General features: G+C 69.7%; 21 protein-coding genes and 2 pseudogenes. 8 read left to right on the top strand and 15 right to left on the bottom strand.

Annotated elements, in window-relative coordinates:
- The 4 genes from ACZ5XZ_RS19785 to ACZ5XZ_RS19770 form a co-directional block, all read right to left on the bottom strand.
- Positions 1-354, bottom strand: coding sequence for an MmcQ/YjbR family DNA-binding protein (locus ACZ5XZ_RS19785; protein WP_468979659.1), 354 nt, complete (start codon positions 352-354; stop codon positions 1-3).
- A gap of 57 nt (positions 355-411) precedes the next feature.
- Positions 412-909 (bottom strand): potassium channel family protein, encoded by a 498-nt coding sequence (locus ACZ5XZ_RS19780; protein ID WP_468979657.1) that lies wholly within the window; start codon positions 907-909, stop codon positions 412-414.
- A 187-nt stretch (positions 910-1,096) separates the two neighbouring features.
- Entirely contained in the window at positions 1,097-2,044 is a 948-nt protein-coding gene (locus tag ACZ5XZ_RS19775) for a trypsin-like serine peptidase (RefSeq protein ID WP_468979655.1), read from the bottom strand.
- Positions 2,045-2,051: 7 nt separating this feature from the next.
- Positions 2,052-2,579, bottom strand: coding sequence for a DinB family protein (locus ACZ5XZ_RS19770; protein ID WP_468979654.1), 528 nt, complete (start codon positions 2,577-2,579; stop codon positions 2,052-2,054).
- A gap of 101 nt (positions 2,580-2,680) precedes the next feature.
- On the opposite strand from ACZ5XZ_RS19770, the pseudogene ACZ5XZ_RS19765 reads away from it, so the two are divergent.
- Positions 2,681-2,925 (top strand): annotated as a pseudogene (locus ACZ5XZ_RS19765) (hypothetical protein); the annotation flags it as partial.
- 93 nt (positions 2,926-3,018) lie between these two features.
- On the opposite strand, the gene ACZ5XZ_RS19760 reads toward ACZ5XZ_RS19765, so the two are convergent.
- Both ACZ5XZ_RS19760 and ACZ5XZ_RS19755 read right to left on the bottom strand, forming a co-directional pair.
- Positions 3,019-4,182 (bottom strand): serine hydrolase domain-containing protein, encoded by a 1,164-nt coding sequence (locus ACZ5XZ_RS19760; RefSeq protein ID WP_468979652.1) that lies wholly within the window; start codon positions 4,180-4,182, stop codon positions 3,019-3,021.
- A 1,262-nt stretch (positions 4,183-5,444) separates the two neighbouring features.
- A complete protein-coding gene (locus tag ACZ5XZ_RS19755; protein WP_468979650.1) occupies positions 5,445-6,326 on the bottom strand; it encodes an NAD(P)-dependent oxidoreductase in 882 nt (293 codons plus the stop codon).
- 141 nt (positions 6,327-6,467) lie between these two features.
- On the opposite strand from ACZ5XZ_RS19755, the gene ACZ5XZ_RS19750 reads away from it, so the two are divergent.
- The 3 genes and pseudogenes from ACZ5XZ_RS19750 to ACZ5XZ_RS19740 form a co-directional block, all read left to right on the top strand.
- Complete coding sequence (locus tag ACZ5XZ_RS19750) at positions 6,468-7,475, top strand: GlxA family transcriptional regulator (RefSeq protein WP_468979648.1); 1,008 nt, start codon at positions 6,468-6,470, stop codon at positions 7,473-7,475.
- Positions 7,476-7,643: 168 nt separating this feature from the next.
- Complete coding sequence (locus tag ACZ5XZ_RS19745; RefSeq protein WP_468979646.1) at positions 7,644-9,479, top strand: glycoside hydrolase family 15 protein; 1,836 nt, start codon at positions 7,644-7,646, stop codon at positions 9,477-9,479.
- Between the two features lie 230 nt (positions 9,480-9,709).
- Positions 9,710-10,399 (top strand): annotated as a pseudogene (locus ACZ5XZ_RS19740) (type II CAAX prenyl endopeptidase Rce1 family protein); the annotation flags it as partial.
- 272 nt (positions 10,400-10,671) lie between these two features.
- On the opposite strand, the gene ACZ5XZ_RS19735 reads toward ACZ5XZ_RS19740, so the two are convergent.
- From ACZ5XZ_RS19735 to ACZ5XZ_RS19720, 4 genes are all read right to left on the bottom strand, one after another.
- A complete protein-coding gene (locus tag ACZ5XZ_RS19735) occupies positions 10,672-11,328 on the bottom strand; it encodes a LysE family translocator (RefSeq protein WP_468979644.1) in 657 nt (218 codons plus the stop codon).
- A 119-nt stretch (positions 11,329-11,447) separates the two neighbouring features.
- Positions 11,448-11,735, bottom strand: coding sequence for a hypothetical protein (locus ACZ5XZ_RS19730; protein WP_468979642.1), 288 nt, complete (start codon positions 11,733-11,735; stop codon positions 11,448-11,450).
- Between the two features lie 120 nt (positions 11,736-11,855).
- Positions 11,856-12,761, bottom strand: a complete 906-nt coding sequence (locus tag ACZ5XZ_RS19725; protein WP_468979639.1) for an aminoglycoside phosphotransferase family protein — start codon at positions 12,759-12,761, stop codon at positions 11,856-11,858.
- 193 nt (positions 12,762-12,954) lie between these two features.
- Positions 12,955-13,806 (bottom strand): NucA/NucB deoxyribonuclease domain-containing protein, encoded by an 852-nt coding sequence (locus ACZ5XZ_RS19720; protein ID WP_468979637.1) that lies wholly within the window; start codon positions 13,804-13,806, stop codon positions 12,955-12,957.
- Between the two features lie 557 nt (positions 13,807-14,363).
- Here ACZ5XZ_RS19720 and ACZ5XZ_RS19715 point away from each other — a divergent pair.
- Entirely contained in the window at positions 14,364-15,638 is a 1,275-nt protein-coding gene (locus ACZ5XZ_RS19715; RefSeq protein ID WP_468979634.1) for a hypothetical protein, read from the top strand.
- Positions 15,639-15,868: 230 nt separating this feature from the next.
- Here the strand turns inward: ACZ5XZ_RS19715 and ACZ5XZ_RS19710 are convergent, their stop codons facing one another.
- The 3 genes from ACZ5XZ_RS19710 to ACZ5XZ_RS19700 all read right to left on the bottom strand — a co-directional run bounded on the left by ACZ5XZ_RS19710 (position 15,869) and on the right by ACZ5XZ_RS19700 (position 19,168).
- Positions 15,869-16,462 carry a lipoprotein gene (locus ACZ5XZ_RS19710; protein ID WP_468979632.1) on the bottom strand — a complete coding sequence of 198 codons (594 nt, stop codon included), beginning with the start codon at positions 16,460-16,462 and terminating at the stop codon, positions 15,869-15,871.
- Between the two features lie 265 nt (positions 16,463-16,727).
- Complete coding sequence (locus tag ACZ5XZ_RS19705; RefSeq protein WP_468979630.1) at positions 16,728-18,050, bottom strand: M64 family metallopeptidase; 1,323 nt, start codon at positions 18,048-18,050, stop codon at positions 16,728-16,730.
- 176 nt (positions 18,051-18,226) lie between these two features.
- The gene (locus ACZ5XZ_RS19700; RefSeq protein ID WP_468979628.1) at positions 18,227-19,168 is read right to left on the bottom strand and encodes an NADP-dependent oxidoreductase; all 942 of its coding nucleotides are present in this window, start codon (positions 19,166-19,168) and stop codon (positions 18,227-18,229) included.
- 266 nt (positions 19,169-19,434) lie between these two features.
- Here ACZ5XZ_RS19700 and ACZ5XZ_RS19695 point away from each other — a divergent pair, with 266 nt between their 5' ends.
- The gene (locus ACZ5XZ_RS19695; RefSeq protein ID WP_468979626.1) at positions 19,435-20,739 is read left to right on the top strand and encodes a helix-turn-helix transcriptional regulator; all 1,305 of its coding nucleotides are present in this window, start codon (positions 19,435-19,437) and stop codon (positions 20,737-20,739) included.
- 66 nt (positions 20,740-20,805) lie between these two features.
- Here ACZ5XZ_RS19695 and ACZ5XZ_RS19690 read toward each other — a convergent pair whose 3' ends face one another.
- Positions 20,806-21,522, bottom strand: a complete 717-nt coding sequence (locus tag ACZ5XZ_RS19690; protein ID WP_468979623.1) for a hypothetical protein — start codon at positions 21,520-21,522, stop codon at positions 20,806-20,808.
- A 203-nt stretch (positions 21,523-21,725) separates the two neighbouring features.
- On the opposite strand from ACZ5XZ_RS19690, the gene ACZ5XZ_RS19685 reads away from it, so the two are divergent.
- Positions 21,726-22,070 carry a hypothetical protein gene (locus tag ACZ5XZ_RS19685; RefSeq protein WP_384430275.1) on the top strand — a complete coding sequence of 115 codons (345 nt, stop codon included), beginning with the start codon at positions 21,726-21,728 and terminating at the stop codon, positions 22,068-22,070.
- 17 nt (positions 22,071-22,087) lie between these two features.
- Here ACZ5XZ_RS19685 and ACZ5XZ_RS19680 read toward each other — a convergent pair whose 3' ends face one another.
- A complete protein-coding gene (locus tag ACZ5XZ_RS19680) occupies positions 22,088-22,903 on the bottom strand; it encodes an endo alpha-1,4 polygalactosaminidase (RefSeq protein WP_468979621.1) in 816 nt (271 codons plus the stop codon).
- Positions 22,904-23,157: 254 nt separating this feature from the next.
- On the opposite strand from ACZ5XZ_RS19680, the gene ACZ5XZ_RS19675 reads away from it, so the two are divergent.
- Positions 23,158-24,765, top strand: coding sequence for a hypothetical protein (locus ACZ5XZ_RS19675; RefSeq protein WP_468979618.1), 1,608 nt, complete (start codon positions 23,158-23,160; stop codon positions 24,763-24,765).
- Positions 24,766-24,802: the final 37 nt, after the last annotated feature.

The raw sequence follows: 24,802 nt of genomic DNA, 5'->3' as shown, positions 1-24,802 counted from the left end.
TCAGTCCGACGGGGGAGATGCGGGGAAAGCGTCCAACAGCCGGGTCGGAGCGGCCTGCCGCCAGGAGTCCACGAGGATGTCCCGCAGTTCGTCCATGTCCTCCAGCTCGGCCAGCCGAACCCGCACCCATGAGGAGCCGGCTTCGTGCGGCGGTACCCAGAATTTCTTCGGTTCCGCTGCGATCAGCTCCCGACGCTCATGGATCGGGCAGCGCACGGCGAATGACGTCTCATCGTCGGGGATGGTGATGAACATCTTCCCGGCGACCCGGAACGTGGGCATCTCCCAGGCTTCCTTCTCCACCGTTTCCGGCAGGGAGAGGGCGATGCGGCGGACGTCGTCAGAATCGGGCATGGCTCCACTTTAGGCATACAAAGAACCGCACGAACACAGAGGTGCGACAGCCGCCGTTCAGGAGGGGGAGCGCGGACCGCCGTCCCTGATCAGATTCTCGACGTGGTCGAAACGCGCGTGCAGCGAGCGCAGCTCCGAACGGAACGCCTCCGCTTCCTCGTGGGCGTGATTCCCGACCGCCCTACCGAAGCGGACCACGTCCTGCTCCGCGCGGCCGACGAACCAGGTGGCGAGAGCGGCCGTGATCACGCCGAATGCCGTAATGGCGCTCAGCATCAACAGGGTCGCAAGGACGCGGCCCCACAGTGTCACCGGGTAGAAATCCCCGTAGCCCACGGTGGTCGCCGTCTCCACCGACCACCACAACGCCCGCGGATATGACGTGATATTGGCGTGCGGGGCACCGGATTCGGCGACGACGACCAGAGCGGCACCACCGAGCAGCACCGCGGTCATGAGCAAGGTGACCCAGAACGCCGCCTGGGCGTGAAGTCGGCGCCATGCCTCATTTCTGAAGAGGCGGTTCAGTACGGCGGCGAGAAACGACGGCACCAACGGACGTGCCCTTCCCTTGCGGAACTGGTGGACAACCGGCCTTCCCTCGACGCCGACATTAACAGGGGAAATCGTCGTGTCCGGAAATGCCGGCGGATGATGACGTGTCAAACACCGTGCCGTCGTATTCCTTGGGTCCTGGTCCTGGTCCTGGCCGTGGCCTTGGCCATTGCCCTGGCCCTGAAGTTCACCGGCGTGGCTCCGCGGGTGCGTCGCCCCGCACCGCGTGCAGGTAGAGCGCCAGGGTGTCGAGGGTGAAATACGAGCTGTAGGAGACGTCGGGGAAGTCGCCGCCGGTGTGGTACCCGCCGATGACACCGATCAGGGCGTAACCGGTGAAGTTCCTCACCAGGAACGGTCCGCCCGACGTGCCGCCGATATAGCCGGCGCAGGCGATCTCCAGGAAATCGCCGGGGGCGGCCGGGTCGGCACTGGTGTACCGATGCGTGGACGAGGTGCAGTCCAGCGGCTTGGGGTGGGTGGTGTCGCTGTTGCCGGGGTAGCCGATGAGCCGTACGCGCCGATGGTCGTATCCCGGGTACGGCACGAGGTCGAAGCCGCCGGTCACGTCCTCCACCTCGGCGCCGTCCTCGCGCGGCAGGAGCCGGACGACGGCGTAGTCCCAGCGGGCACCGGCGTCGGTGCCGAGGTCGTAGTACCGCTGGTCCAGGTAGACGCGGTCGACGGGGTAGACACCGTGCGGCTTCAGCCCGTCGTGGTACTGCGGCACGAACGACAGCCGGCGCTTGGGGTCGGGGGAGCGCAGGCAGTGTCCGGCGGTGACCACGAGGTCGCGGTGCGGGCTGCGGACCACCGTTCCGCCGCAGAACCGGCCGGTGTTGTGCGCGTCGGTCCAGAAGAACGTTCCCACCTGGGGGAGGCCGTCGAACGGGTGGCTCGGTGGCGCGGTGCCCCCGGCCCGATGCGGCGCCCGCGCGCTCCGCGCGGCGACGGCCGGTTCGGCGGCCGCCATCCGCTGGGCAGTCCAGTAGGCGTCGGCGGATGACGCCGCCGAACGGTCCGGCGGGTCCACGGCGTGCGCCAGCGGCCCGGACGGGACGGCGAGCGACAGGCCGAGAAGCGCGGCAACGAGCAGGACGGCGCGGCGGCTACGTACGACGATGGGCCGACTCATGACTGCCTTATGCCCCCGTGACACCGTCGATGCTTTCCCGGAGCAGATCCGCATGGCCGTTATGGCGCGCATACTCCTCGATCATGTGGACCAGGATCCAGCGCAGTGAGACCTCTTGGCTGCCGAGATGGCCGGCCTCGTACTCGGAGAGCCGGCCGGAGTCGTCCAGTGAAGCGTCGGCGGTCAGCGCGCGGCTGCGCGCGACTGCCTCCCGCCAGGTGGCCAGCACCTCGTCCAGCCCTCGGTCAGGGTCGAGCGCAAAGCCGTCTCCCTTGCCTTCCTTGAACACCACGGATATGTCCTCCCCGGCGAACACCCGCTGGAACCAGTTGCGTTCCACCTCCGCCATGTGCTGGACCAGCCCCAGCAGCGTCATCGAGGACGGCGCCACCGAGGAGAGGCGCACCTGCCGATCGTCGAGTCCCGCGCACTTGAGGGCGAGAGTGGCACGGTGGAAGTCCAACCAGGCTTCCAGCATGGTGCGTTCATCCGCCTGCGGCGGCGGAATGCGGCGTCCGTCCGGTGTCGTAACCATGTGCCGAACCTTCGCACACACCACTGACAGGCGACAGCCCAGCCGGCGTGACGGTGCCCTGCGAGGCCTCTCGGGGCCGCGCCTCGGACGACCGGGCGCACCTGTGGTGGGCGCAGTCGATTCACGAGCAGGGCGTGGTCCGGGCGCCGTATGCGGACATCGGGCTTCCGGCCATCCACCCCGCGGACATAGCGGCGGTGGCCTGCGCGGCGCTGACCGAGCCCGGCCGCCGGGGGCGGACGTATGCGCACTGCTGAAGGTGCGCGACACCGTTCCCCGCGTCACCGGCTCCCCGGCCAGACCGTTCCAGCAGTGGGCATCAGAGAACGGTGCCGCCTTCCGCTGAAGACGCCCGGCTGAACCGTTCCGATAGCGACTGTGTGGAGTGGGGGGTGGGAGCCGTAGGCGACCTGCCGAACACGCCCGTGGACGTGGCGGTTCAGCGGCACAGAGATGTTTCCAGGACACCGTCCATGCGTTCCTTGGTCGTCCGGCTCGGCTGCATGGTCACGGCGACGTTGGCGGCGCGGCCGTCGTCGGTGGCGCCGCCCCGGGTTTCGTACCCCGTCATGCTGCCGCCGTGGCCCCAGTACACACCGCCGCACGACAGCGGCGTGCTCACGATTCCCAGTCCGTAACGGGCACCGGGGGGAAAGGGGTAGCCGGCGGGGACGGTGGTGCGCATCTGGTCAAGCTGAGCCTTCGGCAGGAGGCGGCCGCCCAACAGCGCGGTGAAGAACCGGTTCAGGTCGGAGGTCGTGGACACCATCTGGCCCGCGGCCCAGGCCCAGGAAGGGTCCCATTCCGTGGCGTCGACCAGAGGCGCGCCTGCCGAATCCTGGTAGTAGCCCTTGGGATGGCGCTCCCGTATCGCCACCTCGCCGGGGGTGGGGAAGTACGTCTGGCGCAGGCCGATGCGTTTGATGACGCGTCGGTCGATCTCCTCGGCGAGGGGGCGGCCGCTGACCTTCTGCACGATCAGGCCGGTTACCACGTAGTTCGTGTTGCTGTAGGCCCATTTCGTGCCGGGGGCGAAGTCGGCCTTGTGCTGGAGAGCGAGGTCGAGGAGTTCGCGGGGGTCGTAGTAGCGGATGTCGTCGTCGAGGTACTCGCTGTAGTTGGGAAGTCCGCTGGTGTGCTGGAGTAGTTGGCGGACGGTGATGCGGCGTCCGTCGATCCCGTCCCCGCGGACGAGGCCGGGCAGGAAGGTGTCGACCGGGGCGTCCAGGCCGATCTTCCCTTCACTGACCAGTTGCAGCACGACCACTGCGGTGAACGTCTTGGTGTTGCTGCCGATGCGCACCTGACCGTCCCTGGGCACCTTCGCACCGGTGGCCAGGTCGCCGACCCCTGCGGTGTAGGTACGGGTGCGGCCCGCACGGTCTTCGACGCTCGCCAGCGCGGCGGGCACGCCGTCGGTGTGCACCAGCGCGTCGAGGCCCTGCTGGACGGAGTTCGGCCTGGCGGCGGCAGACGCCGCGGGCGGGACCAAGGCGCCCATCGTCATGACGCCGACGGCCACTACGGCCGCGGCCGGCACCGTTCTGCGCGGACCACTCCGCCGCCCGGACGAACGTAACTTCTGCCATGCCTGCTCACGCACGAGCCAACTCCTATGGATTCATTGGGCAATCACCGGCTTGTGGGCCCAGCATCTCTGAAAGCGACCGCGCGGGACGATCGTGCTACCCACCCAGCTCGAGGTAGGGGTACCCCCCGGCCGGGTGGTGGAAGTCCTCAGGGAACTCGACACCCGATTCCATGAGCAGCTTTGACGGCGTATCGGATCTGACGCCGCAGCGGATGACGCGGGCAACACCGGCTATGGCAGGCGCCACTCGCGATGGACCTGAGGTCAACGGGCCGGTGGATTGGCCTGAATCTGTTGGGCTCGAGGGAAGGGCGAGTGGCGGGAATTCAGAGAGCGACCGGCGGCCACTTTGCGTATACGAAATTGCCTGAATTTACGTGAAGTTTCAGCAGTCTTGCGTTTGATTTCGGTTTGCGACCCGGCGTACCGTGGGAGGTGGTCCAACTGGAGAGGGCTGGACCATTCATCAGAGACCCAAGGAGGCACATATGAGCTTCCGCAACGTACTCCCTCTCAGGCACAGGGACGACTGCGGCGGTTGGGATGACGGCTACGGACGCGGTTACGGTCGCGGACGTCGCTTCGGCCGCGGACGTGGTCGTGGACGTGGCCGTGGACGCGGCTACGGTCGAGGAGGACGCGGATTCGGCCGCGGAGGCCGTTTCTAGCGAACTCACGAGATAACTTCGAGGCTGGTCCCCCATATAAGGGCTGGCCTCGTAAGTTGCCGCGAGACGCGGGCTTCGATGACACCGAGCCTGTTCCTCATATCCCGTATCGGTGTGCGATCTGATGCGGCGGCATACTGACTTCGGCCGTCGACGGTGAAAGCAAAAGCAAACACCATAGGCGTCACGGGGTCGGTGTGCAGTAAGGCCGCAACAGGTAGCTATCGGTAGTGACGCTACGAGAACCCTCGTTCACTCAGTGAACCGGGGTTCTCTCAAGTGGCCCTCGAATGTCATCGGGTGTCACGGTGGCCCGGGTCCTGCCAAGTTGTCCAGTCCACGCATTGTGTGGTCGCGGGCGCAATACAAACGCTGCGTGCGGCATCTTTGTCCACACGCAGCGCGTTTCCGGGGCCTTCCCAGCCAGGAATATTCAGTATTCTCCTCGACTTCGTGCATTGCAATACCCGCTGTGGCAGGCCCCGGGGATCACCTACCGTGCGGCAGTCGGTTACCTAGGGTTCGCGCGCGCTGTCGGCGCGCCCGACCGCGCCGACAGCCCGCCGCTCCACCACTGCTCAGACCCCCTGCCTCAGGCCCCCTGCCTCAGGCTCCCCTCAGCACCTCGATCACGCTCGCGTAGCTGGCCTGGCCGTGGCCGGCGGCCTTGGCACGCTCCATGGTCGCCTTCAGCAGGTCCGGCAGGGCGTTGTCGATGCCGCGTATCGCAGCCGCGTGGATGAGGTGGTCGATGGCCGCGATCTGTACGTCGACGGTGGCGTCGTCGCCGGGGTAGCGGCCGGCGTCCACCTGAGGCGCGTACGTGGTCAGGAAGCCGGCCACGGCCGTCAGCCAGCGGACTGCCAGGGGAGTGAAGGCGGTGGCCGGCGTCTGCTCCGCGCCGACCAGGGCGGTGCCGTGCAGCCAGCCGGTCATGGTGGACCACATCAGGCCGAGCAGGGCGGAGTCGTAGAGGGAGGCCAGACCGGGGTCGGTGCCCAGGTACAGCGGGTCTCCCAGGGCCGCGAGGGTCGGCCGATGGGCTTCGAAGACGGCGTCGGAACCGCTGTAGAGGAACATCATCTCCGGGCTTCCGACGCCCGGCGGGGTCGTCATGATCGCGCCGTCGAGGTAGTCGGCACCGTGCGACCGGGCCCATGCCGTCGCGTCGTGGGCCTGCTCCGGGGAGCCGGAGGTGAGGTTCACCAGGACCTTGCCGGCGAGGGAGCCGGCGAGGGGATCGAGGACGGTGTGCAGCGCCTCGTAGTCCAGCACGCAGGCGATGATGAGCGAGCCCGCCGCCAGGGCCTCCTCGGGCGTCGCGGCCAACCGGGCGCCCCGGGCGACCAGCGGTTCGGCCTTGTGTGCCGAGCGGTTCCACACCGTGGTGGGGTGGCCGGCCTCCAGCAGCGCGCCGGCCAGCGCCGAGCCCATCTGGCCCAAACCGATGACGGTGACGGCCGGGTGAGGCGTATTCAGGGCGTTCATGGCACAACTCCTTGTTCGCCGCCTGCGGCTGACTCCCGCGGCGGTGGTCGATCACGTACGGACCACGCTCGCAGCCGGCGGCGGCCGGAAGAAGTGACAGCGGTGACGGCCGGCACCAAATTCCTGCCATATCCTTCAGGCATGAGCGCTGGTTCCGTGGCCGTAGTGGTGCCCACCGATATCGGGGTTCCCTCCTGGGACCTCTACGAGTTGAGCATCCCGTGCACCGTCTTCGGCAAGCCGCAGCCCGACCTGGCGGACCCCTGGTACGACCTGCGGCTGTGCGGAGCGGGAGACCAGCCGGCCGCCGCGGGCGGCGGCACCGGCCTGGAGCTGCGGACCCGCTACGGGCTGGACGACCTCGTCGGCGCCGACACCGTCATCGTGCCGTCGGTGCCCGACCCCTGCGTCGAGGACGGCACACCGCTGCCGGCGGACCTGATCGACGCGCTGCGCCGCGCCTACGACGCGGGCGCCCGCATGGTCTCCCTGTGCACCGGAGCCTTCGCGCTCGCCGAAGCGGGGCTGCTCGACGGGCGCCGTGCCACCGCACACTGGATGCACACCGCCCAACTGGCCGAGCGCTACCCGAAGGTGCACGTCGACGACTCGGTGCTGTACGTGGACGACGGCGACGTCCTCACCAGCGCCGGGCTGACCGCCGGACTCGACCTCTGCCTCCATCTCGTACGCCGCGACCTGGGCGCACACGTCGCCAACCAGCTGGCGCGGCGGATGGTCGTCCCCGCACACCGGCCCGGCGGCCAGGCCCAGTTCATCGACCTGTCCGTACCCGTCACCGACGACCGGGGCCTGGGGCCCGTACTGGAGTGGGCTCGCGCGCACCTGGACCAGCCGCTGTCGGTCGAGGACCTGGCACGGCGGGCGGCGATGAGCCCGCGCACGTTCTACCGCCGGCTCCAGGCGGCCACCGGGACGACGCCCCTGCAGTGGCTTCTCAACCAGCGGCTGGGTCGTGCGCAGAGCCTTCTGGAAGCCACCGACCTGCCGATCGACAAGATCGGTGAGCTGAGCGGACTGGGCACGGCGAACAATCTCCGGCATCACTTCGTCAAGCAGGTGGGGGTGTCGCCGGGGGAGTACCGGCGGGCGTTCCCGAGGGCGGTACCTGGCCGGGGCCCGCGCTGAGGGACGCGGCCCGTGGGTCGGCAGACGGCGCCCGGGCGCGCTCGCCGATGGCCGGCGCGCCGGTTCCGGCGCAGGTCAGCCGCCCCCGATGCGGTTGGTCGCGGTCCGCAACCACCCGGAGGTAACCTTAAATCCCTTGCTCCTGCTCCCCCGCGCAGGGGAGGTCCCATGACCGCTTGCGAGAGTCTGCGCCCCAGCAAGGCGGACGCGCCCCGCTACACACCCATCGCCGAGCACGGCCTGATCGGCGACATGCGCACCGCCGCGCTGGTCGGCACGAACGGCACCATCGACTGGTACTGCTGCACCCGCTTCGACGCACCCAGTGTCTTCGCGGCGATCCTGGACGCCGACCGCGGCGGGGCCTTCGAGCTCGCCCCGGACGTGCCCGCCCGGACGAAGCAGTTCTACTTCCCCGACACCAACATCCTGATCACCCGGTTCTTCGCGGACAACGGCGTCGGCGAGGTCCAGGACTTCATGCCGATCGTCGACGACTCGCGTGAGGCGGACCGCCACCGGCTGATCCGCCGGGTGCTGTGCGTGCGCGGTGCGCTCCCGTTCACCGTACGGGTGGCTCCCCGCTTCGACTACGGCCGGCAGACGCACACCGTGAGCACGCGGCAGGGCCAGACCGTCTTCGCCTCCCCGGACCTGTCCCTGGCGCTGACGTCCACCGTCCCGGTGCGGATCGACGGTCCGGACGCCTGGTCCTCCTTCACGCTGCAGGAAGGCGAGGCCGCGGTCTTCGCCCTCGACCGGATCGGCGGCGGGCTGGAGCCGCGGTCCTGCGCGGTGCTGGAGGCGGAGGAGCTGTTCGGCGCCACGGTGCGGTACTGGCGCGGCTGGCTGTCGCACTCCCGCTACCGGGGACGCTGGCGGGAGATGGTGCACCGCTCCGCGCTCACCCTCAAGCTGCTGACGTACGCGCCGACCGGTGCGATCGTGGCCGCCCCCACGGCCAGCCTGCCCGAGCAGATCGGCGGGGAGCGCAACTGGGACTACCGCTACGCCTGGGTGCGGGACGCCGCATTCTGCATCTACGCACTGCTCAGACTGGGATTCACGGACGAGGCCAAGGCCTTTGTGCACTTCCTGTCCGAGAACATCTGCCTCAACACCGGCTGCGACGGTCCGCTGCAGATCATGTACGGCATCGACGGTCGCAGCGAACTCCCCGAGGAAGAACTTCCCCACCTGGAAGGCCACTTGGGCTCGGCACCGGTCCGGATCGGAAATGACGCCGTCAACCAACTCCAACTGGATATCTACGGGGCCCTGATCGATTCCCTGTATCTCTACGACAAATGGGGAGAGCCGCTGTCCAGCGACCACTGGGACACCGTCGGAAAGCTGGTCGAATGGGTCTGCGACAACTGGGACCAGCCGGACGAGGGCATCTGGGAGACCCGCGGCAAGATCCAGAACTTCCTCTACTCGCAGCTGATGTGCTGGGTCGCGATCGAACGGGCGATACGGATCGCCACCCACCGTGGCCTGCCGGCGGATATGCTCCGCTGGTCCCGGGCCCGCGACGCGATCTACCGACGGATCATGGACCGCGGCTGGTCCACGGAGCGCAGGGCGTTCGTCCAGCACGAAGGCGACGATGTTCTCGACGCCTCCGTGCTGATGATGCCGCTGGCCAAATTCATCTCGCCCACCGACCCGAAATGGCTGTCGACCCTGGACGTATTGGGTGAGGACCTGGTCTCCGACTCCCTGGTCTACCGCTACGACCCCCGCAGCAGTCCCGACGGACTGCGCGGCGAAGAGGGCACCTTCTCGATCTGTTCCTTCTGGTACGTCGAGGCGCTCTCCCGCGCCGGCCGCGTGGACGAGGCCCGTCTCGCCTTCGAGAAGATGCTGACGTACGCCAACCATGTCGGGCTCTACGCCGAGGAAATCGGCCGCACCGGCGAACAGATCGGCAATTTCCCACAGGCCTTCACCCACTTGGGACTCATCAGCGCGGCGTTCAACCTGGACCGGGCGCTGGGGTGACGTCGGAGGACGAGGGCCCCCGCCACCACTGAACCGTGACCCGCGGCCTCGGACCCTCCGCGTACGGCTGCTGGACCGACGGATGTAGTGCCGGCCCCGGCAGTTCGTACCGCAGGAGGGTTTGCCGGGCCGTTCGTGTCCTGCGCGCCGGAGTGCGGCATCAGGCCCGATGACCCGGGCACACGTAGGGCTCGGAGACCTGGCGGAGAGGTGTGCGGAGGTCGGAGCCCATGACGGCGACGGTGAAGGCGAGGTATCAGCGAGCGGGGGAGCGGGGGTCGGCCTGGCGGCCTTGGCAACGGGCGCTGCTCGGGGGAGCGGTGATGGCGGGTGCGCTGGGGACCGGGAACGCGGTGGGGGAGGCGGGTGCCCGGGCGCTCGACATCGGGGGGTATGCGGGCCGGTTGCTGCCCGCCGTTGTCGTGAGCGCGCTGGCCGTGCCCGCCGTCGTGGGGTTACGGGCCGGGCGGCCGGCGCGGCGTCGGCCGCTGGGGCTGGGTCCGCCGTCCGCGGTGGCGGCGGGCCTCGCCCGCGGCATCGTGGTCACGGGGTGGTGTGCGGCCCTGGTGCTCGCGGGCGGCACCGCGGTCGGATGGGTCCGGTGGTCCGGGCTGGCGCCTGTCGCCCTCGCCTCGTTCCTGGTGGGCAATGCCCTGGTGGCCGTGCTGTTGGAGGCGTTGCCGGAGGAGCTGACGCTGCGTGGTCACGCCTGGGCCTCGTTGCGCGAGCGGTTCGGCGGGGCGGTCTCGGCTCTGGGGACGACGACGGTCTTCCTGCTGGTACCGGCCGCGTCCACCGTGGTGCAGGCCGGGGTGGCGCACGTGGTGGGGGTGAGCGCTCCGCCCGTCGGACTCGCGCCCGCCGGGCAGGACCCTCTCGCGTACCTGGTGCTGCTCACGGTCTTCGGCCTCACGCTGGTGGCCGCGCGGACGGCACCGGGGCGGGCGCCGCTGTGGACGGCGATCGGTGCCCACCTCGCCCTGCTCAGCGTCAACCGGGTGGTGTTCGAGGGGGACCGGCGCTCGGCGGGCTGGTCGGCGAGCATCGCTCCGGACCACGCCGCGGCCTTGGAACTGGCCTGTCTGCTGGCCACGGCGGCGGCCTTCCTCGGGACGCGGCTGCTGGCCTCCCGCAGGGGCGTACGGGCCCGGCGTCCGATCGACGCGTGCGGGTCGGGTACGCGCCTGCGTCGTCAGGCGCGGTCGGCCAGCACGAGGTTCGCCGCGAAGCCCAGGAAGGTGATGCCGCTGACCTGTTCCATGCGGCGGCGGAAGGACCGGCGTCGGGCCCGCTCGCCGAGGGCGGAAGCGGCCCGGGAGAGCACCGCGAACCAGATCGCCAGCTCCGCGACGTCGATCGCCGTCAGCAGCAGAGTGGTGCTGAAGACGGGTGCCCCATGGGGGATGAACTGCGGAATCAGGCTCATATAGAACACGCCCGCCTTGGGGTTGAGCAGGTTGGTGGCGAGCCCGGCGCGGAAGGCGGCGAGCCGTCCGTGGGAGGCGGCGGGGGAGGCATCGGCGGTGTCGCCCGTCGCGTCCGTCTCCCCGTCATGCGGCCCGGGTTGCCTGGACCGCCACAGTGCCGTGATGCCCAGCCACGCCAAGTACAGGGCGCCGGCGATGCGCAGGGTGTCATAGGCCAGGCGGGAGGCGGTGAGCAGTGCGGTGAGCCCGACGGCGGTCGCCAGGCCCCATGCGAGGCAGCCGGTGATGATGCCCAGGGCGGCGGCGTATCCGCCCGTCCGGCCGTGTGCGACGGAGGTCCGGACCACGAGCAGAGTGTCCAGTCCCGGGGTGACGTTGATGAGCGCGGCGACGCCGGCGAAGGCGAGGGTGGCGGTGAGCATGTCACGAGGCTAAGGGCGGCGGCTCGTCCCCGCGCTGCCGCGGACATGCGCGGGGACGAGCCGGCTTACCGGGTGCGGCTATCTGCGACTACTGGTGAAGCTCCCGAAGCCGCGAGGCTTTACAGCGGCCGTGCCCACAGGTCCCACTGGAGGCCCGAGCCGTCGCAGAAGGGGTCGGCCCACTTGCCGCTGCTGACCAGGTCGGTGCCGGCCGCCTGGCATCCGCTGAGGGTCCAGAACTTCTTGCCGGTCCACACCGTTCCGGGAGGACCGTCCATCGGCTTGACCTTGTGCTGCGCGGAGGCGGTGGTCGGCGCGGCGGCCTCGGTGCCGGTGGTGGCGTGGGCCTGGGCGGCGCCGCCCAGGCTGACGACCGTGAGCGCGGCGGCAGCGAGTGCGGTGGTCAAAGTTCGCTTGTTACGCACGTGATGTCCTTTCCCCGTAGTGACGTTGCTTGTTTGCGGGCCCGTCGCTCCGTACACGGATGCGGGGGCTGCGACGTATGACAGCACGCGCTGTGACGTGGGTCACATGTGTGGTCCTGGTCGGCGTTCGGCGAGGACCTCATCGATGACGTGGTGCGCGATCGCGGCCATCACCGGGTTCGTCTCCTGGTAGTAGCCACATTCCATGAGGGCGACGGACAGCGCCCAGCCGCGCCCTCGCGCCCAGGTCGCCTCGTCGGCGTCCAGCGCGGCCCGGAAGGCGCCGCGCGCGCCGGCGGGCAGCACGTACCACGCCGCGATGAGGTCGACCGCGGGGTCCCCCACGCCCAGGCACCCGAAGTCGATGACGGCGCTGAGCCGTTCACGGGCCATCAGCAGATTTCCGGGCTGCAGATCGGCGTGGATCCAGACGGGCGGGCCGGGCCACGCGGGCGCCTCCAGGGCCGTGTCCCAGACCGCGCCCGCGGCATCGGCATCGATGGTTCCGCGCAGTTCCTCGATCGCGGCGCGGGTCGCGGCGTCCCGCGCCGCCAAGGGTTCACTGCGGTACGAAGGGGGCCCGTCCGCCGGGGCGATGCGGTGCAGCGCGGCGACGAACTCCGCCAGGTCCTTGGCCAGTCGGCCGGGATCGGCGATCCGGCCGACGACCGGCGTCTCGCCCTCGAGCCAGCGGTAGACGGACCAGGGGAAGGGGTAGCCCTCAGCGGGCGCTCCCATGCCCAGCGGTTCGGGGACGGCGACCGGAAGCGGCGGGGCGAGCCGGGGCAGCCACCGGTGCTCCTTCGCCACGTCGTCGGCGGCTCCCGCGATGCGGGGGAGCCGTACGACCAGGTCCTCACCGAGCCGGTACATCACATGGGACGTGCCGGCGGATTCGACCAGCGTGACGGGGAGGTCCGCCCACTGCGGAAACTGCGTGCCGAGCAGCCGCCGTACGAGGGAGTCGTCGATGTCCACCTCGTCGGCGTGCATCCTGCGTGTGCTCATCACTGCCTTCCTCGGCCTCACTAGGGCCTGTCTGATGGTTCGGTGACTTACCGAGACGAGAACTCGTGACCGTTGCGGCCATACGCCTGTGGCTTCGTGCAGGACCCGTCACACGGAACGTAGCCGGTCCCGGGCCCCCTCCCCGGGTGCGGCCGCCGGCACCGCGGCCCTGGCCGGGGAGGGAGGCCGCCGTCTAGGGGGCGATGATCACTTCGTACCACTCCATCTCGAGGATGCGGTCCGCGACGACGGCTCGGCCGAGTTCACCCCCCGCCCCCGTGTTCTCGGGCAGGGGCACATGAGCCCGGATACAGGGCGCGTTAGTACCGTGGGGGCCGGCCCGTACGACATCGACGCGCCACACCCCGGCGGTCTTCCTGGGGATGATCTCCGTGCACTCGGAGCCGTTCGTGCCACCCTGCACGGAGCTGGCGAAGGGAAACTCGTCGCAGGAGTCGTCCGTGACGCTGGGGTCCTTCTTGAACGGGTCCGGGGCCGCCGTGCACGACTGCCTGCGCTTCTTGGCCGCCTCCGTCTGCCCACCGGAATTACGCTGCAGCGGCTTCGTCTCGGTGCCGAAGTTGCCGCCCTTGAGGTTGCTCTGCGCCCACCCGTAGGCGACGGCGGCGGCCCCGTAGGCGGATTCGCGGATGGTCACGTTGGGCAGGTGTCCCCTCACGATGCAGCCGGGGTACTGGCCGACCTGCGCATCACAGCGCAGCTCGTGGCCGTTCCAGGTCACCGGGTTCGCAGGGCCGCCGCCCGCGTCAAGGATCTCCCCGAGCGATGTATAGGTGGGGGAGATGAACGAGTAACTGCCCTTGGCGACAGTGGAGGTGAAGGACAGGTTCCCGGTCCTCTCGTCGCCCAGCGCCAGCTCGACGGGCGCGCCGCCCCAGGCCGGTGCGTCCACGGTGCACAGGCCGCTGCAGGTGGCGGACAGGTCCATCGACACGGTCTTCGCGTTGCCCCCCATCTCGGTGGCCTTGACGGCGATGTTCTCCGTCCATTTCCCGCTGGAGGAGCTCAGGCGAGCGAAGCTCACGGCCTCGACGACGGAGCGCCCTATCTCCTTGCCCGTTGGTGTCGAAGGCCCAGTTCGTGAACTTCTCGCCCCAGCAGTAGTTGTGCCGGTCGGAGTCCCGGCCGTTGGCGCACGCACCGTCCGAGACGCCGCGCACGATGCGTTCGGTGACAGTGACGGGGTCGGCGACGGGCACCGCCTTGGCACAGGTCCAGCCGGTGCCCTGGCGGCGCGCCTGGGAGCCCGGGGCTGTGGCCTTGCATGTGCCGTAGCCCTTGGGGGCGGCCTTGGCGGGTGCGGCGGCGACCGGTGAGGTGCCCAGGGCGAGGAGGGTCGCGGTGAGGGCGAGTGCGGCTACGGCCGCGAGCAGGCGTCTGAGGCGTTTCAAAGGGTGGTTCCCCTCAATCGGTGGTGTACGGGTCCACCAGGGATCGAACCGGGCCGCCGCCCGCGCGCACAGGGGCGGAATAAGACCCTCTATGATCATTTTTGGCCCGTTGCGGGCTCACACCACCACCCCCGTGGCCGCTACGTTCACCCCTTGACCGAACACACACAACCAGGGGGAAAGGGCAACGATGCGCCCCTTAAGACCCGTCAGCCGCATAGGCAGAACACTCATGGCCTGTGCCGCCTCGGCCGCTGTAGCCACCGTGGGACTTGCCGTCTCACCGGCCGCCGCCGCACCCGCCGAGCCCGCCACCACCACGCAGGTCGAGCCCGGCGGCGCCTGCACGGCGGCCGACCTCGGCACACGGCACCCGTACATCAAGACCTCCGAAGTGACCCCGACGATCACCCACTTCAAAGGCTGGTACGTCACCGCCGGCTCGACCGGTACCCAGTCCGTCAACACCAGCGTCCAGACGACCATCTCGGTGTCCGTCGGCCTCACCGGCAACGTCGAAGGTAGCTTCGCCGTCGAGACCCTCGGCAAAGTCGGCGCGAGCCTGGGCCTGAACGTGCAGGTGAACTACACCTCCACCAGCAGCACGTCGACGGCCGTCACGTGGAACTTCCGCAATCCCGGCTATTACGGCCTCTACAAGGGCACCAAGAAGGTCACCGGTACGTACGGCAGCCTCCACTGCAACCGCGTCCAACAGGACGACGGCAGTTGGGCGCTGAAGTGGATCGAAGGGGCCGACACCGGCAGCTACACCACCTTCACCACCCTCGAAGAAGGCGCGGTGCGCTGCGAGGACAAGGTCCCCGCCAACAGCATCATGCGCAAGGCGCAGGACCTCCTCGACTGCGGCTCCGCCACCGCCACCGCGAAGCACCCGGCCGGGCCGGTCCCCTCGGCGAAGGCCGCCAAAGCCAAGCACGAAGCCGAAAAGGCCGCCAAGGCTGAGAAGAGCGTGAAGGCCACCGGGAGCCCGGCCCCCGCCACGCGGGCCGCCCTGAACTGCCGACCCGCCGTCTACAAGATCGACGTCCCCGGCAAGCCCCTGAACTGGAGCGCACCGCTCCTGGCCAACGACGGCATCCGCCTGCGCGAATCCACCTTCTTCAGCGCCCACCTGGACAACTGGCGGCTGTGCAATGTGACGGAGCACAACGGGGTCATCGAGGCGTCCCTGTGGAACTGGGGCAACGGCGGATGCGCGACCGTCCCGGCGAACATCGCCAACCAGGAGCAGGCCTACCTGACGACGGCCACCTGCGGGGAGGACGACCTCCAGCGGTTCTACATCTACCGCGACGTACCCGGCAGCTCGAAGATCGGTGTGCAGAACAAGTACACCGGCTCCATGATGGGCCACGACCGGTACGCGGACGGGGAGTTGATCCGCCAGTACTCCAGCGGCAGGCAGGACGGTACGGGTACGTACACCCTGACCGGAGTCTGACGGCCCCCACCCCGTGAGCGCGGCCCCGCACGTGAACCCCCGGCCTCCCGGTTCCGTGCGGGGCCTTCCGCGTCTCTACCCCGAGCCCAGCTTGGTGCAGTAATCCCGTTGCCACTCCTTGGCCTGCGCTGGACGGTCTGACGAACAACCGCTCATCAGGACAGCCGCAATGGCAGGGTCCGGCAGACGGAACCCAGCCCGGATCGCCCACTGAACGCAGGCTGCAGACGTCAGGAGGCAACCCGCATGGAGGCTTTCGCCCGCTCGTACACCTGGCGGGTACGTTCCTTGCCGCCGGGGTCGTTGCTCTGCACCCGCAGCACGATGGTGCCTTTTGGTGCCACCACCGCGAGCTTTCGGACCCAGATGTCGGGCATAGTGGCCGGCGGTTGGATCCGGTAGTCCATTTCCGCTGCCGGCTTTCCGGCGACCGTCGTCGAGTCGTTCCCATGCCTGTCGTGCGTGTACTCGCCGTAGTTGGCCATGCCCTCGCCGTCGTGGCCGCCCAGTACCCGGCGGGGGTTGTCGCCCTTCACGTCGTCGATATCAACGGAGAGCTTCACCTTCTCCTTCCCCACTCCCAGGTCGAGGTCACAGGCAAGGGTGTAGCGGCCCCACGTCTTCGTGCTCGGGTCGTTCGGTTTGAGCGGCTTCGCCTTCCAGGGCCCGCCCACCTCGAACGTCACCGGCAACTCGCACGCCGAACGGGGACCGCCCACCGACTCAACGGATTCGCGCTCGTCCCGCGCACACCCGACGGCTGCTCCCACCAGCAGCGCGGCGCCAAGCACCCAGGACGCCTGTCGGCGTACGTGGCTCCACATCAAGGCCCCTCCCTCTGGTTCCGCCGAACGGTAGCCGACTTCCGTAAAACGACTCAACTGACGTGATTCAAGCCGAACGGCTGCAATAGCTGCGTATTGCTCAGGAAGGCTCTGCACCCGGTCCACGGCTTCGCCGGAGTCAATGACCGGTCGAAGCCGTGGTCCAGGAAGGAGCTTCCGTACGGGCGCGCTCCCCAGAGGTCCATGGGAGAACAGCTCATCAAGCCCGCGGCGGCTACCTGATCTCCGATCCGTCAGACAGGCCCTACGGGGCCACTCGCCAGCTCAGCGACCCGGCCAGCAGTTTGCGCAGTGCCGGGTCACGGACTGCCTTCGTGCGGTCGGTGGCGCGGGCGGTGACCGTGTGCCGCTTGCCGTCCGCGGGGACGCCGAGCGTCCGCGGCACGACCGAGGTCTTGCCGCGCGCGGCCTTGCGCTCGCGGCCGTCGACGTACCACTTGACCTGCGCCGAGGAGGGCACGGTGACCCGGATGCGGTCCCCGCGGTGCAGTGCGCGGTCGGTGGCCACCGGGCTGCTGAGCGCGCTCGCGTAGCGGTAGAAGCCCGCGATCATCGCCTCGCGGCCGGGGAGGTTGAACTCGCGGCCCAGCGTCCGCATGATCGAGTTCTCCGTGGGCCGGTTGAGGCCGTACTGGTAGTAGCCGCCGCCCTCGTACGCACCGACCGGGCCGCCGTCCGGCGACTCCTGGCCGAGCCAGCGGTACCACTTCTGCTGCTGGGAGCCCATCTCCTCGGCGGACAGCTTGGTGAGGTTGACCTCGGTGGGCTCGGGGCCGGTGTAGGTGCCGGACTGGCCGTAGTCGTACTCGTCGGCGAGCTTGCCGAGCGAGTGGCCGGTCTCGTGCACGGCGATCTGGTCGGACTGGTCGTTGTCGGAGGAGGCGGTGGCGATTCCGTCGTAACCGACCTGCGAGGAGACGTCGTTGTAGCCCGCGCCGCCGTACTTGGTGGAGTTGGAGAGGACGACGACGAGGTCGGCGGCCGGAGCCTTGGAGGCGTACGACTCGACCTTGCCGGTGTCGACGCAGAGCAGGCGCTCGATGCCGTCGCAGTAGAAGGCCGAGTCGAGCGCGGTGTCGCGGACCACGTCCTTCGTGGGGTCGCCGGAGACGCCGGACTCGTTGGAGACCGCGTCGACCGCCCAGACGTTGAACAGGCCGGTGTACGAGGCGTAGGGCTCCACGGCGGTCATCTTGGCCCACTTGGCACGGACGTCGGCGTGGAAGTCCTCCTGCTGGTCGGCGGTGTAGCCGTCACCGACGAAGGCCACGTCGAGCTTCTTGTCGACCGGGCCGTTCCGCACGATCGTCGTGACATCGCCGTCGCCCGCGGCGATGGCGGCCTTGTCGGAAGCGGAGAGTGGCTTGGAGGCCGGGACGGTGGCCTCACGAGGGTGGGAGCCCGAACCGGTGAAGTACTCGACCTTCTGGGTGCGTTGGGTGTGCGGGGCCGAGGTGGCTCCCTGGGCGGTGGCCGCGACGGCCGTCGTGGCGGCCAGCGCCGCGACGGCCAGTCCGGCGGAGACCGCGGTGCGCACGGATATGCCGACGGATATGCGTCTGATCATGGGGGGTTTCCTTCCGAAGCCCGCCGTAGGGAAGGCGGGTTGAGACGGATTGAGCGCGCTCAACGTAAGCGCTGCGGAAGGACGCGGGCAACGGAAGTGGCTCAAGTGTCCAGATGGAGGGATGAGTTCGGGACGGTGGCGGGCGGTTTCCTCGCCCGCCACCGTCCCGATGCGGCTCAGACCTCGATGATGAGCTTGCCGGGCACGTGGCCCGCCTCGCTCAGCTCCTGGGCCTTGGCGGCGTCGGCGAGCGGGAAGGTCTCGGCGACCGGTACGGTCAGCCGCCCCGCGACCGCGAGGCGGGCCTGCGCGGCCAGGCCCGCCACGACCTGCTCCGACGGCGTACCGCCCGCGGAGAACGGCACGCCGTGATCGGCGGCCTGCGGATCGGCGATGGTGACGATGCGGTCCGTGGTCCCGCCGCGCAGTGCGATGGAGACCGGCAGCGCGTCATGGCCGGCCGCGTCGAAGACCGCGTCCACGCCCTGCGGAGCGGCCGCCCGGACCCGGTCGGCCAGGCCCTCTCCGTACGCCACCGGGACGGCGCCCAGCGCGCGCAGGAAGTCGTGGTTGACCGGCGACGCGGTACCGATCACCGTGGCGCCCAAGGCCACCGCGAGCTGGATGGCGACCTGGCCGACCGCCCCCGCCGCGCCGTGCAGCAGCAGCGTCTCGCCCGCCGTCAGGCCCAGCAGATCCAGTACGCGCTGCGCGGTCTCACCGGCGACGGGCAGCGTCGCCGCGGTCGCGAAGGAGAGCTCGGCCGGCTTGGGTGCGATGTCTCCCGCGATGGCGTACTCCGCGTACGCACCGGTCCTGGTCCAGCCGAAGACCTCGTCGCCGACGGCCAGCCCGTCCGCCGCCCTGCGGTCGGTGGTGCCCCCGCCGTCGGCGCCGATCGCGTCGACGACCCCGGCGAACTCCAGGCCGGGCACGGCGGGGAACGTCGTCGGGTAGTACTGCTCCATCCACCCGTAACGCCGCTTGTAGTCCAGCGGATTGACGCCGATCGCCACGACCTTGACCCGTACTTCACCCGGGCCGGGCTCCGGCTTGTCGGTCTGCCCGAACGTGAGCACGTCCGAGCCGCCGAACTCGTTGTAGATGATCGCCTGCATGTGGAAACTCCCCGCTGGATGCACTGACTCACTGACTCACTGATGCACTGATGCGCTGAACGCACTCATGCGTTGGACGCACTGGCTACGGCGTATGCGTTGTATGCGTTGTATGTCTGACCTGTGCTGCATATGCCGCATGTGCTGGATCGGTTGATGGCTTCAGCTTCGTCGGTGGGGTGGGGTCCGGCCGCCGGCCATCAGGACAGTCCGGCCTGGCCGAAAGGCCAGCGTTCGCCCCGGCGTCGCTGGCTACGCTGGAGTACATGGAGATGACCGGATCCGGATCCGTACCCGCCCTGACCGCCGCCTACGAGGTGATCCGCCAGCCGCTGGGCGAGATCCTGCCGCGACTCTCCACACTCCTGGCCGAACTGGTCCCGCACCGGGCGGCGGCCGAACTCTCCACGCACTGTGCGCACTCACCGTTCAAGACGTACGGCGATGCGGAGATCATCGGCCGGCTCTCCACCGCCGACCTGGCTCCGCTGCTCGCCACGGGCACCCCGGGCCGCCCGTGGCAGGGCACCCTCCCCCTCGCCGGCGCCGAGCGCCCCGTGCTCGCCGTGACGAGCCATGCGACACCTCGGGGGGCCGTTCTGCTGCTCGTACGGGAGGCGGACGGCGGCGGAGAAGGCGACGGAGGCGGGAACGAGGGCGGGCTGTCGGCGGTCGACGAGCCTGCCGCCGCGCTCGTACAGGCCCTGTGGGACGTGGTGACCAGCCACTTCGACCGGCTGGCGGCCGAGGCCGTGCCCGGGGCGCTGGCCCGCTCGCGGACCGCCGCCGGGACCCGGGCCCAGGTGATCGCGGAGCTGGGCGAGGCGTACTCGGCCGCGCTCACCGGCCTGCTGGGTGTGCTGCGCAGCCGCACCCTCGACGATGCGGCGGCCCGCGCCACCGCCACGGATCTGGCGGTCTCGGCGCTGGTGGAGCTGCGGGCGGAGGCGGAACGCGACCAGGAGATCGCCGAGGAGCCGGCCGGACAGGCCTTCGCCCGGCTCGCCGAATCGCTCCGGCCGCTCGTGCGCTACAGCCCCGTCCGTCTGGAGCTGGGCGCGCCCGACTCCCAGCGGACGGTGGCCGCCGACGTGGCGCACACGGCACGCGTGATCGTGCGGGCCGTGCTGCTGAAGGTCCTGGAGCAGGAGACCGTGACCCGTGTCCATGTCGGCTGGCAGCTCACCGACGCCGAACTGCGCGCGACCGTACGCGACGACGGGCCGGGCACCCTCACCCCCGACGGGCTGGCAACAGGCCGGGTCACCGACCGTCTCGACGTACTGAACGGGCGGCTGGACGTCGATGCCGTACCCGGCTGGGGGACCACGGTGTCGGCGACGATCCCGCTACGGGTATCCCAGGACCCGGCCCCCGACCCGCTCATCGCGTTGGGCGAACGGGAACTGGAGGTGCTGGCCCGGCTCGCGCTCGGCCATCGCAACCGGGCGATCGCCCAGGAGCTGCACATCAGCGAGTCGACGGTGAAGTTCCATGTCGCGAAGATCCTGACCAAGCTGGGTGTCGGGTCCCGCGGTGAGGCGGCGGCGCTCTTCCACACGGTGGCGTAGGAGCGTCGCCGTAGGGACTTCCCGCGGTGGCGAGCGACCGTCGGGGGGCCGGGGCAGCGGATCAGGTCAGGCGAGGTGCTTGCCGTTGTCCACGTGCCGGGCCCGGGGCACGCCGCTGAACCGTGCGGCCTGCCCGCCCGGCGCCGTACGCATCGTCCGCTCCGCGCCCGCACGTTGCTCGTCGGCCTCGGCCACCGGTGTCACATCGGTCCAGTAGATGTCGAGCATCGTCCGCAGCGACGTCGGCTCGCTCGCCGGCCCTATCGGCACCGTGATCTGGTCCAGGGCGCGCCACAGTTCGTAGTCGGCCTGCTCGGCGATGCCGCCGGCCCTGGCGTGCGCGGCCTGGTGCTTGTGCACGGCGAGGGCGAGGTCGCGCAGGCGGTCCCGGTGGTTCTGGGCGACCTGGTGGTTCAGGGAACGGTTGAGGTCCTTCTTCGCCTTGTTGATCTCCGACAGGGCGTTCTGCACCGTCCGGCTGAAGTTCGCCGCGCGGTGCCGCCATGCGTCGTACTCCCGCTTCGAGGCGAACCACTCCTCCTTGCCGGCCTGCCCGCGGGCGAAGCACGCCAGCCGGAACTGCTCGCGCTCTTCCCGCCGTTTGCGCAGCACCGACGAGTTGCGTTGGAAGAGCGTGTTGAGGGCGCCGCGGGTGCGGTCGATGAGGGCGGGGTCGATCAGCACCGCCCAGACGTCCGGGTCACGCGCCGGGGGGTGGGCGTGGTCGAGCACCAGTTGTTCGTAGTCGGAGTCGTCGAGCCGGGCCAGGCGCTGTGCGTCCATCAGTCGGCCTCCAAGCCGGTGGTGGGCTGCTCCTTCCATGGTGACGGCTGGGTGTGACAGTCGGGCAGGGCGCACGGGGAGGGAGCGAATGCGCCCCTGGCATGGGCCGGGCACACATCGAGGTGAACGGAGGCGGGCGGACTTCCGTATCCCTTGGTAGCCGTGCCTCTGGAGGGCACCGGTCCACGATGCGAGGAGGGCTCATGACCGACCCTGGTTTCCCATCGATCCAGGCGCTGCCGGACGGCGACGCCGAGGTGTCCTTGGTGGTGCGCCTGACGTGGGAGGACGTCGCCGCGCTGGGCCAGGATGCGGCCCGCCTCGCGGCCCGGGTGAAGCGCCCGGTGACCCTGGACGAGGCCGCCAGTCACCGGCTGCGGATCCGGCCGCCGGCGCCCCAGCCCAAGACGGTGCCGCAGGAGCAGCGGGCGCAGCCGGCCGTCGCCGGGACGACCGTGTCGACGCTGCCGGCCCGCTCCCCGCAGGAACAGGCCCGGCAGGCGATCGAGAAGATCAACGGCACCGCCGTCGGGCATGAGACCGCGTAGCCGGGACGCGCGCCGGCTCAGCAGTGCTCGTCGGTGTAGCCGTCGGCGCCGGCCGGCCGGACATCGCGATCGCGCAGGGTGATGGACAGGCTCTCGCCCCAGGAGCGGCAGGCGGCGGCGAAGTCCTTCTTCCGGTACTCGACGACGAAGATCCTGTTGTCGTAGGCGTCCGCGAAATCGCTGCATTCCTTGTAGCGGGTGCATTCTTCGACGATGGCGAAGTCGAAGCCGATGCGCTCGCGCCGGGGCAGCAGATCGGTGGTGTTCTTCTGGGCGATGGCCAGCTGCCGCTGATGCGCGCGGCGCGCGAGGAGTTCGGCGAAGGCGGCCGCGTGGCGGGCGGTGAGCCTGTTCCGGGAGCGCTCGTAGGAATCGAGATTGTCGGGTTCCACGGCGTCATATCCGGCCTCGGCGCAGCCGTCGATCCAGGGGCCGACGACGTCCATCAGCGCCTCGCGTTTGGCGGCGGTGGAGATATCGAGCAGCGGCTCGTCCCAGCCCCGGTCGATGACGGGCTTTCCGTCCTCGTCGCGCAGCAGGAGTTCGGGGTGGCGGGCCTGCCAGGTGTCGACGGCGTCGGGCTGGGCCTGGAAGGCATTGACGTAGCAGATGTTGTAGAGACCGGGAACGGGCTTGGCGGTGCGGTCGCGGGCGACGGCCCGTACCGTGCGGGGTGGTGCATAGGCGCCGCCGAGCTGATAGTCGAACACGGCGTTCGCGACCGGCGGCCGCACGGAGTCGGTGTCCTGCCGGGGGCGGGCGGCGGAGCACGCCGTGCCGAGCGCCAGGGCCAGGACAGCGGCGCCCAGGGCGAAGTGGCGGAGCGATGGCATGGCCGGAGCCTACGCGTGGGGGGCCGGGACTTCGCCGTCCGGGTGACACCCGTGTCGCGAGGGGATCCGTGATTCGCTCGACTACTCGGCCCCTTTCTCACTCACGCGATCGCATGGCGTCGGACCCGCGGCGGCGAGGCTCATCGGGTCTTTTCCGTACGACGTTCATACTGCCACCGGACACCGACACTTCTGATCCAGCGGAAATGACGGCTTTCATTTCCTTGAACCGGGCGGGTGGCGAGAGGACGGGAATGCCCGAGGAGTTTTCGCAGCGGCGCCGGGCGACGGCTTGGCTGCACGGCCCTGACGGACAATTCGAGGAACACAGCGAAGAGGACGACCTCGGGCCCGGGCATCCCGCGCTGCGGGACAGCCGGCTCTACCGCAGGGTGAGCGGAGTGGACCGGCACGCCAGGGAAGTGAGCGAGAAGGAACTCGCCGCCCTGGGGGATCCCATGGCCACCGTGTTCTTCCAGCGGAACAGTTTCCCCATGGCCGTGGAGGAACTCCTGGACGGACTTCCCCGTGTCGCGGATCAGCCCAAGGTCTACCTGGTCAGCGAGTCGGGAACGATCCCGCCCGCCGACGCACCGCACCTGCGGCGGGACATCCGCTTCGCCCTCACCTACGCCGTACGGGGCAACGAGGCCGACCTGCTGATCAGCACCGGCGCCAACAGCGACCCCAGGACCACGTTCCTCCAGGTCGCCGCCTGGGACGAGGCGAACCAGGTCTTCAACTACTACATGCGGATCACCCCCGCCTGGGTGTGGACCGGCAACTCCTGGGACGCGCTGGCCGCCGCCTCCCGCGGCAGCGGCTGCTTCGACAGCCACGTCAACGGCAGCGTCGTGATGAAGGAACTGAAGCAACCCTGGATCAACTGGCAGTCCCAGTCCGCCGCCATCCAACTCGACGCGGACGACCCCCTGCGGGCCAACCCCCTGTACCAGCGGGTGATCGGCGCGGAGAACCTGGAATCGACGGTCCGCTCCCAGATCGACCGCTGGACGCGGGCCAGGCTGCGCGCGGTCACCGCCGGCGCCACCGTGGAGAACCCCGACCACCTCCTGCGGCAGCTGTTCACCACGACGGCCGTCAACCTCACCAGCACCGCCACCCAGAGCGCGGCCGTCGACCGCGGCGGTGACGATCCGCTGCCGCTGCCGATGGGCTTCTGGCTGAACAACGACGCGCTGCTCGACGACCTCGGGATCGAGGTGGACGCCACCGTCCCGGCCACCACCGCCACCCTCTACGCCGACAGCCTCGACACCTTCGGCTTCCGGCTGGAGGAGAAGGCCAGCGGCTTCAGCCGGCCCGGAGACACCTTCTTCGCCTTCGTGGTGCCCGAAGCCGCCCTGGAGGACAACAGCGTCGTACGGGCCATGTGCGAACAGCAACTGATCTCACCGAAGTTCGCCGCCTGCGCGCTGATGGTCGACTTCCCCAACCCCGTCTTCAGCGCCCACCGCGCCCGGCTGATGCGGTACGTGCCCACCGAGGCCACCGCCGCCGAAGGACTCGGCGACCGGATCGCCCAGCGGATCCTGGAGGCCGCCGGCCAGCTGACCGCCTACAGCCCCGAAGCCCAGTTTGCGGCGAACTGGACCCGCCCGGACGCCACTTGGCGCGCGGACTTCTCCCGACGGCTCACCGACTACCTGGCGAAGGTCCGGCAACGGATCACCACACGAGAAGGCTTCGACGACTACGTCCTGCTCGCCGAGTCGCGCCGCAGGCAGTTCAAGGCGATGAAGCTCCACGAGTTCGAGCTGACCCTGCCCACCACCGACATCCCCGCCACCGCCCCGCCGCTGCGGATGCGCGAGGACGCCACCGTGACCGACCAGCCCTGACGGCGCCGCCACCGCGACCGCACAGATGCGAGGAGCA

The sequence above is a fragment of the Streptomyces sp. NPDC033270 genome, assembly GCF_055576575.1.
This window is presented reverse-complemented; position numbering and strand designations above follow the sequence as displayed.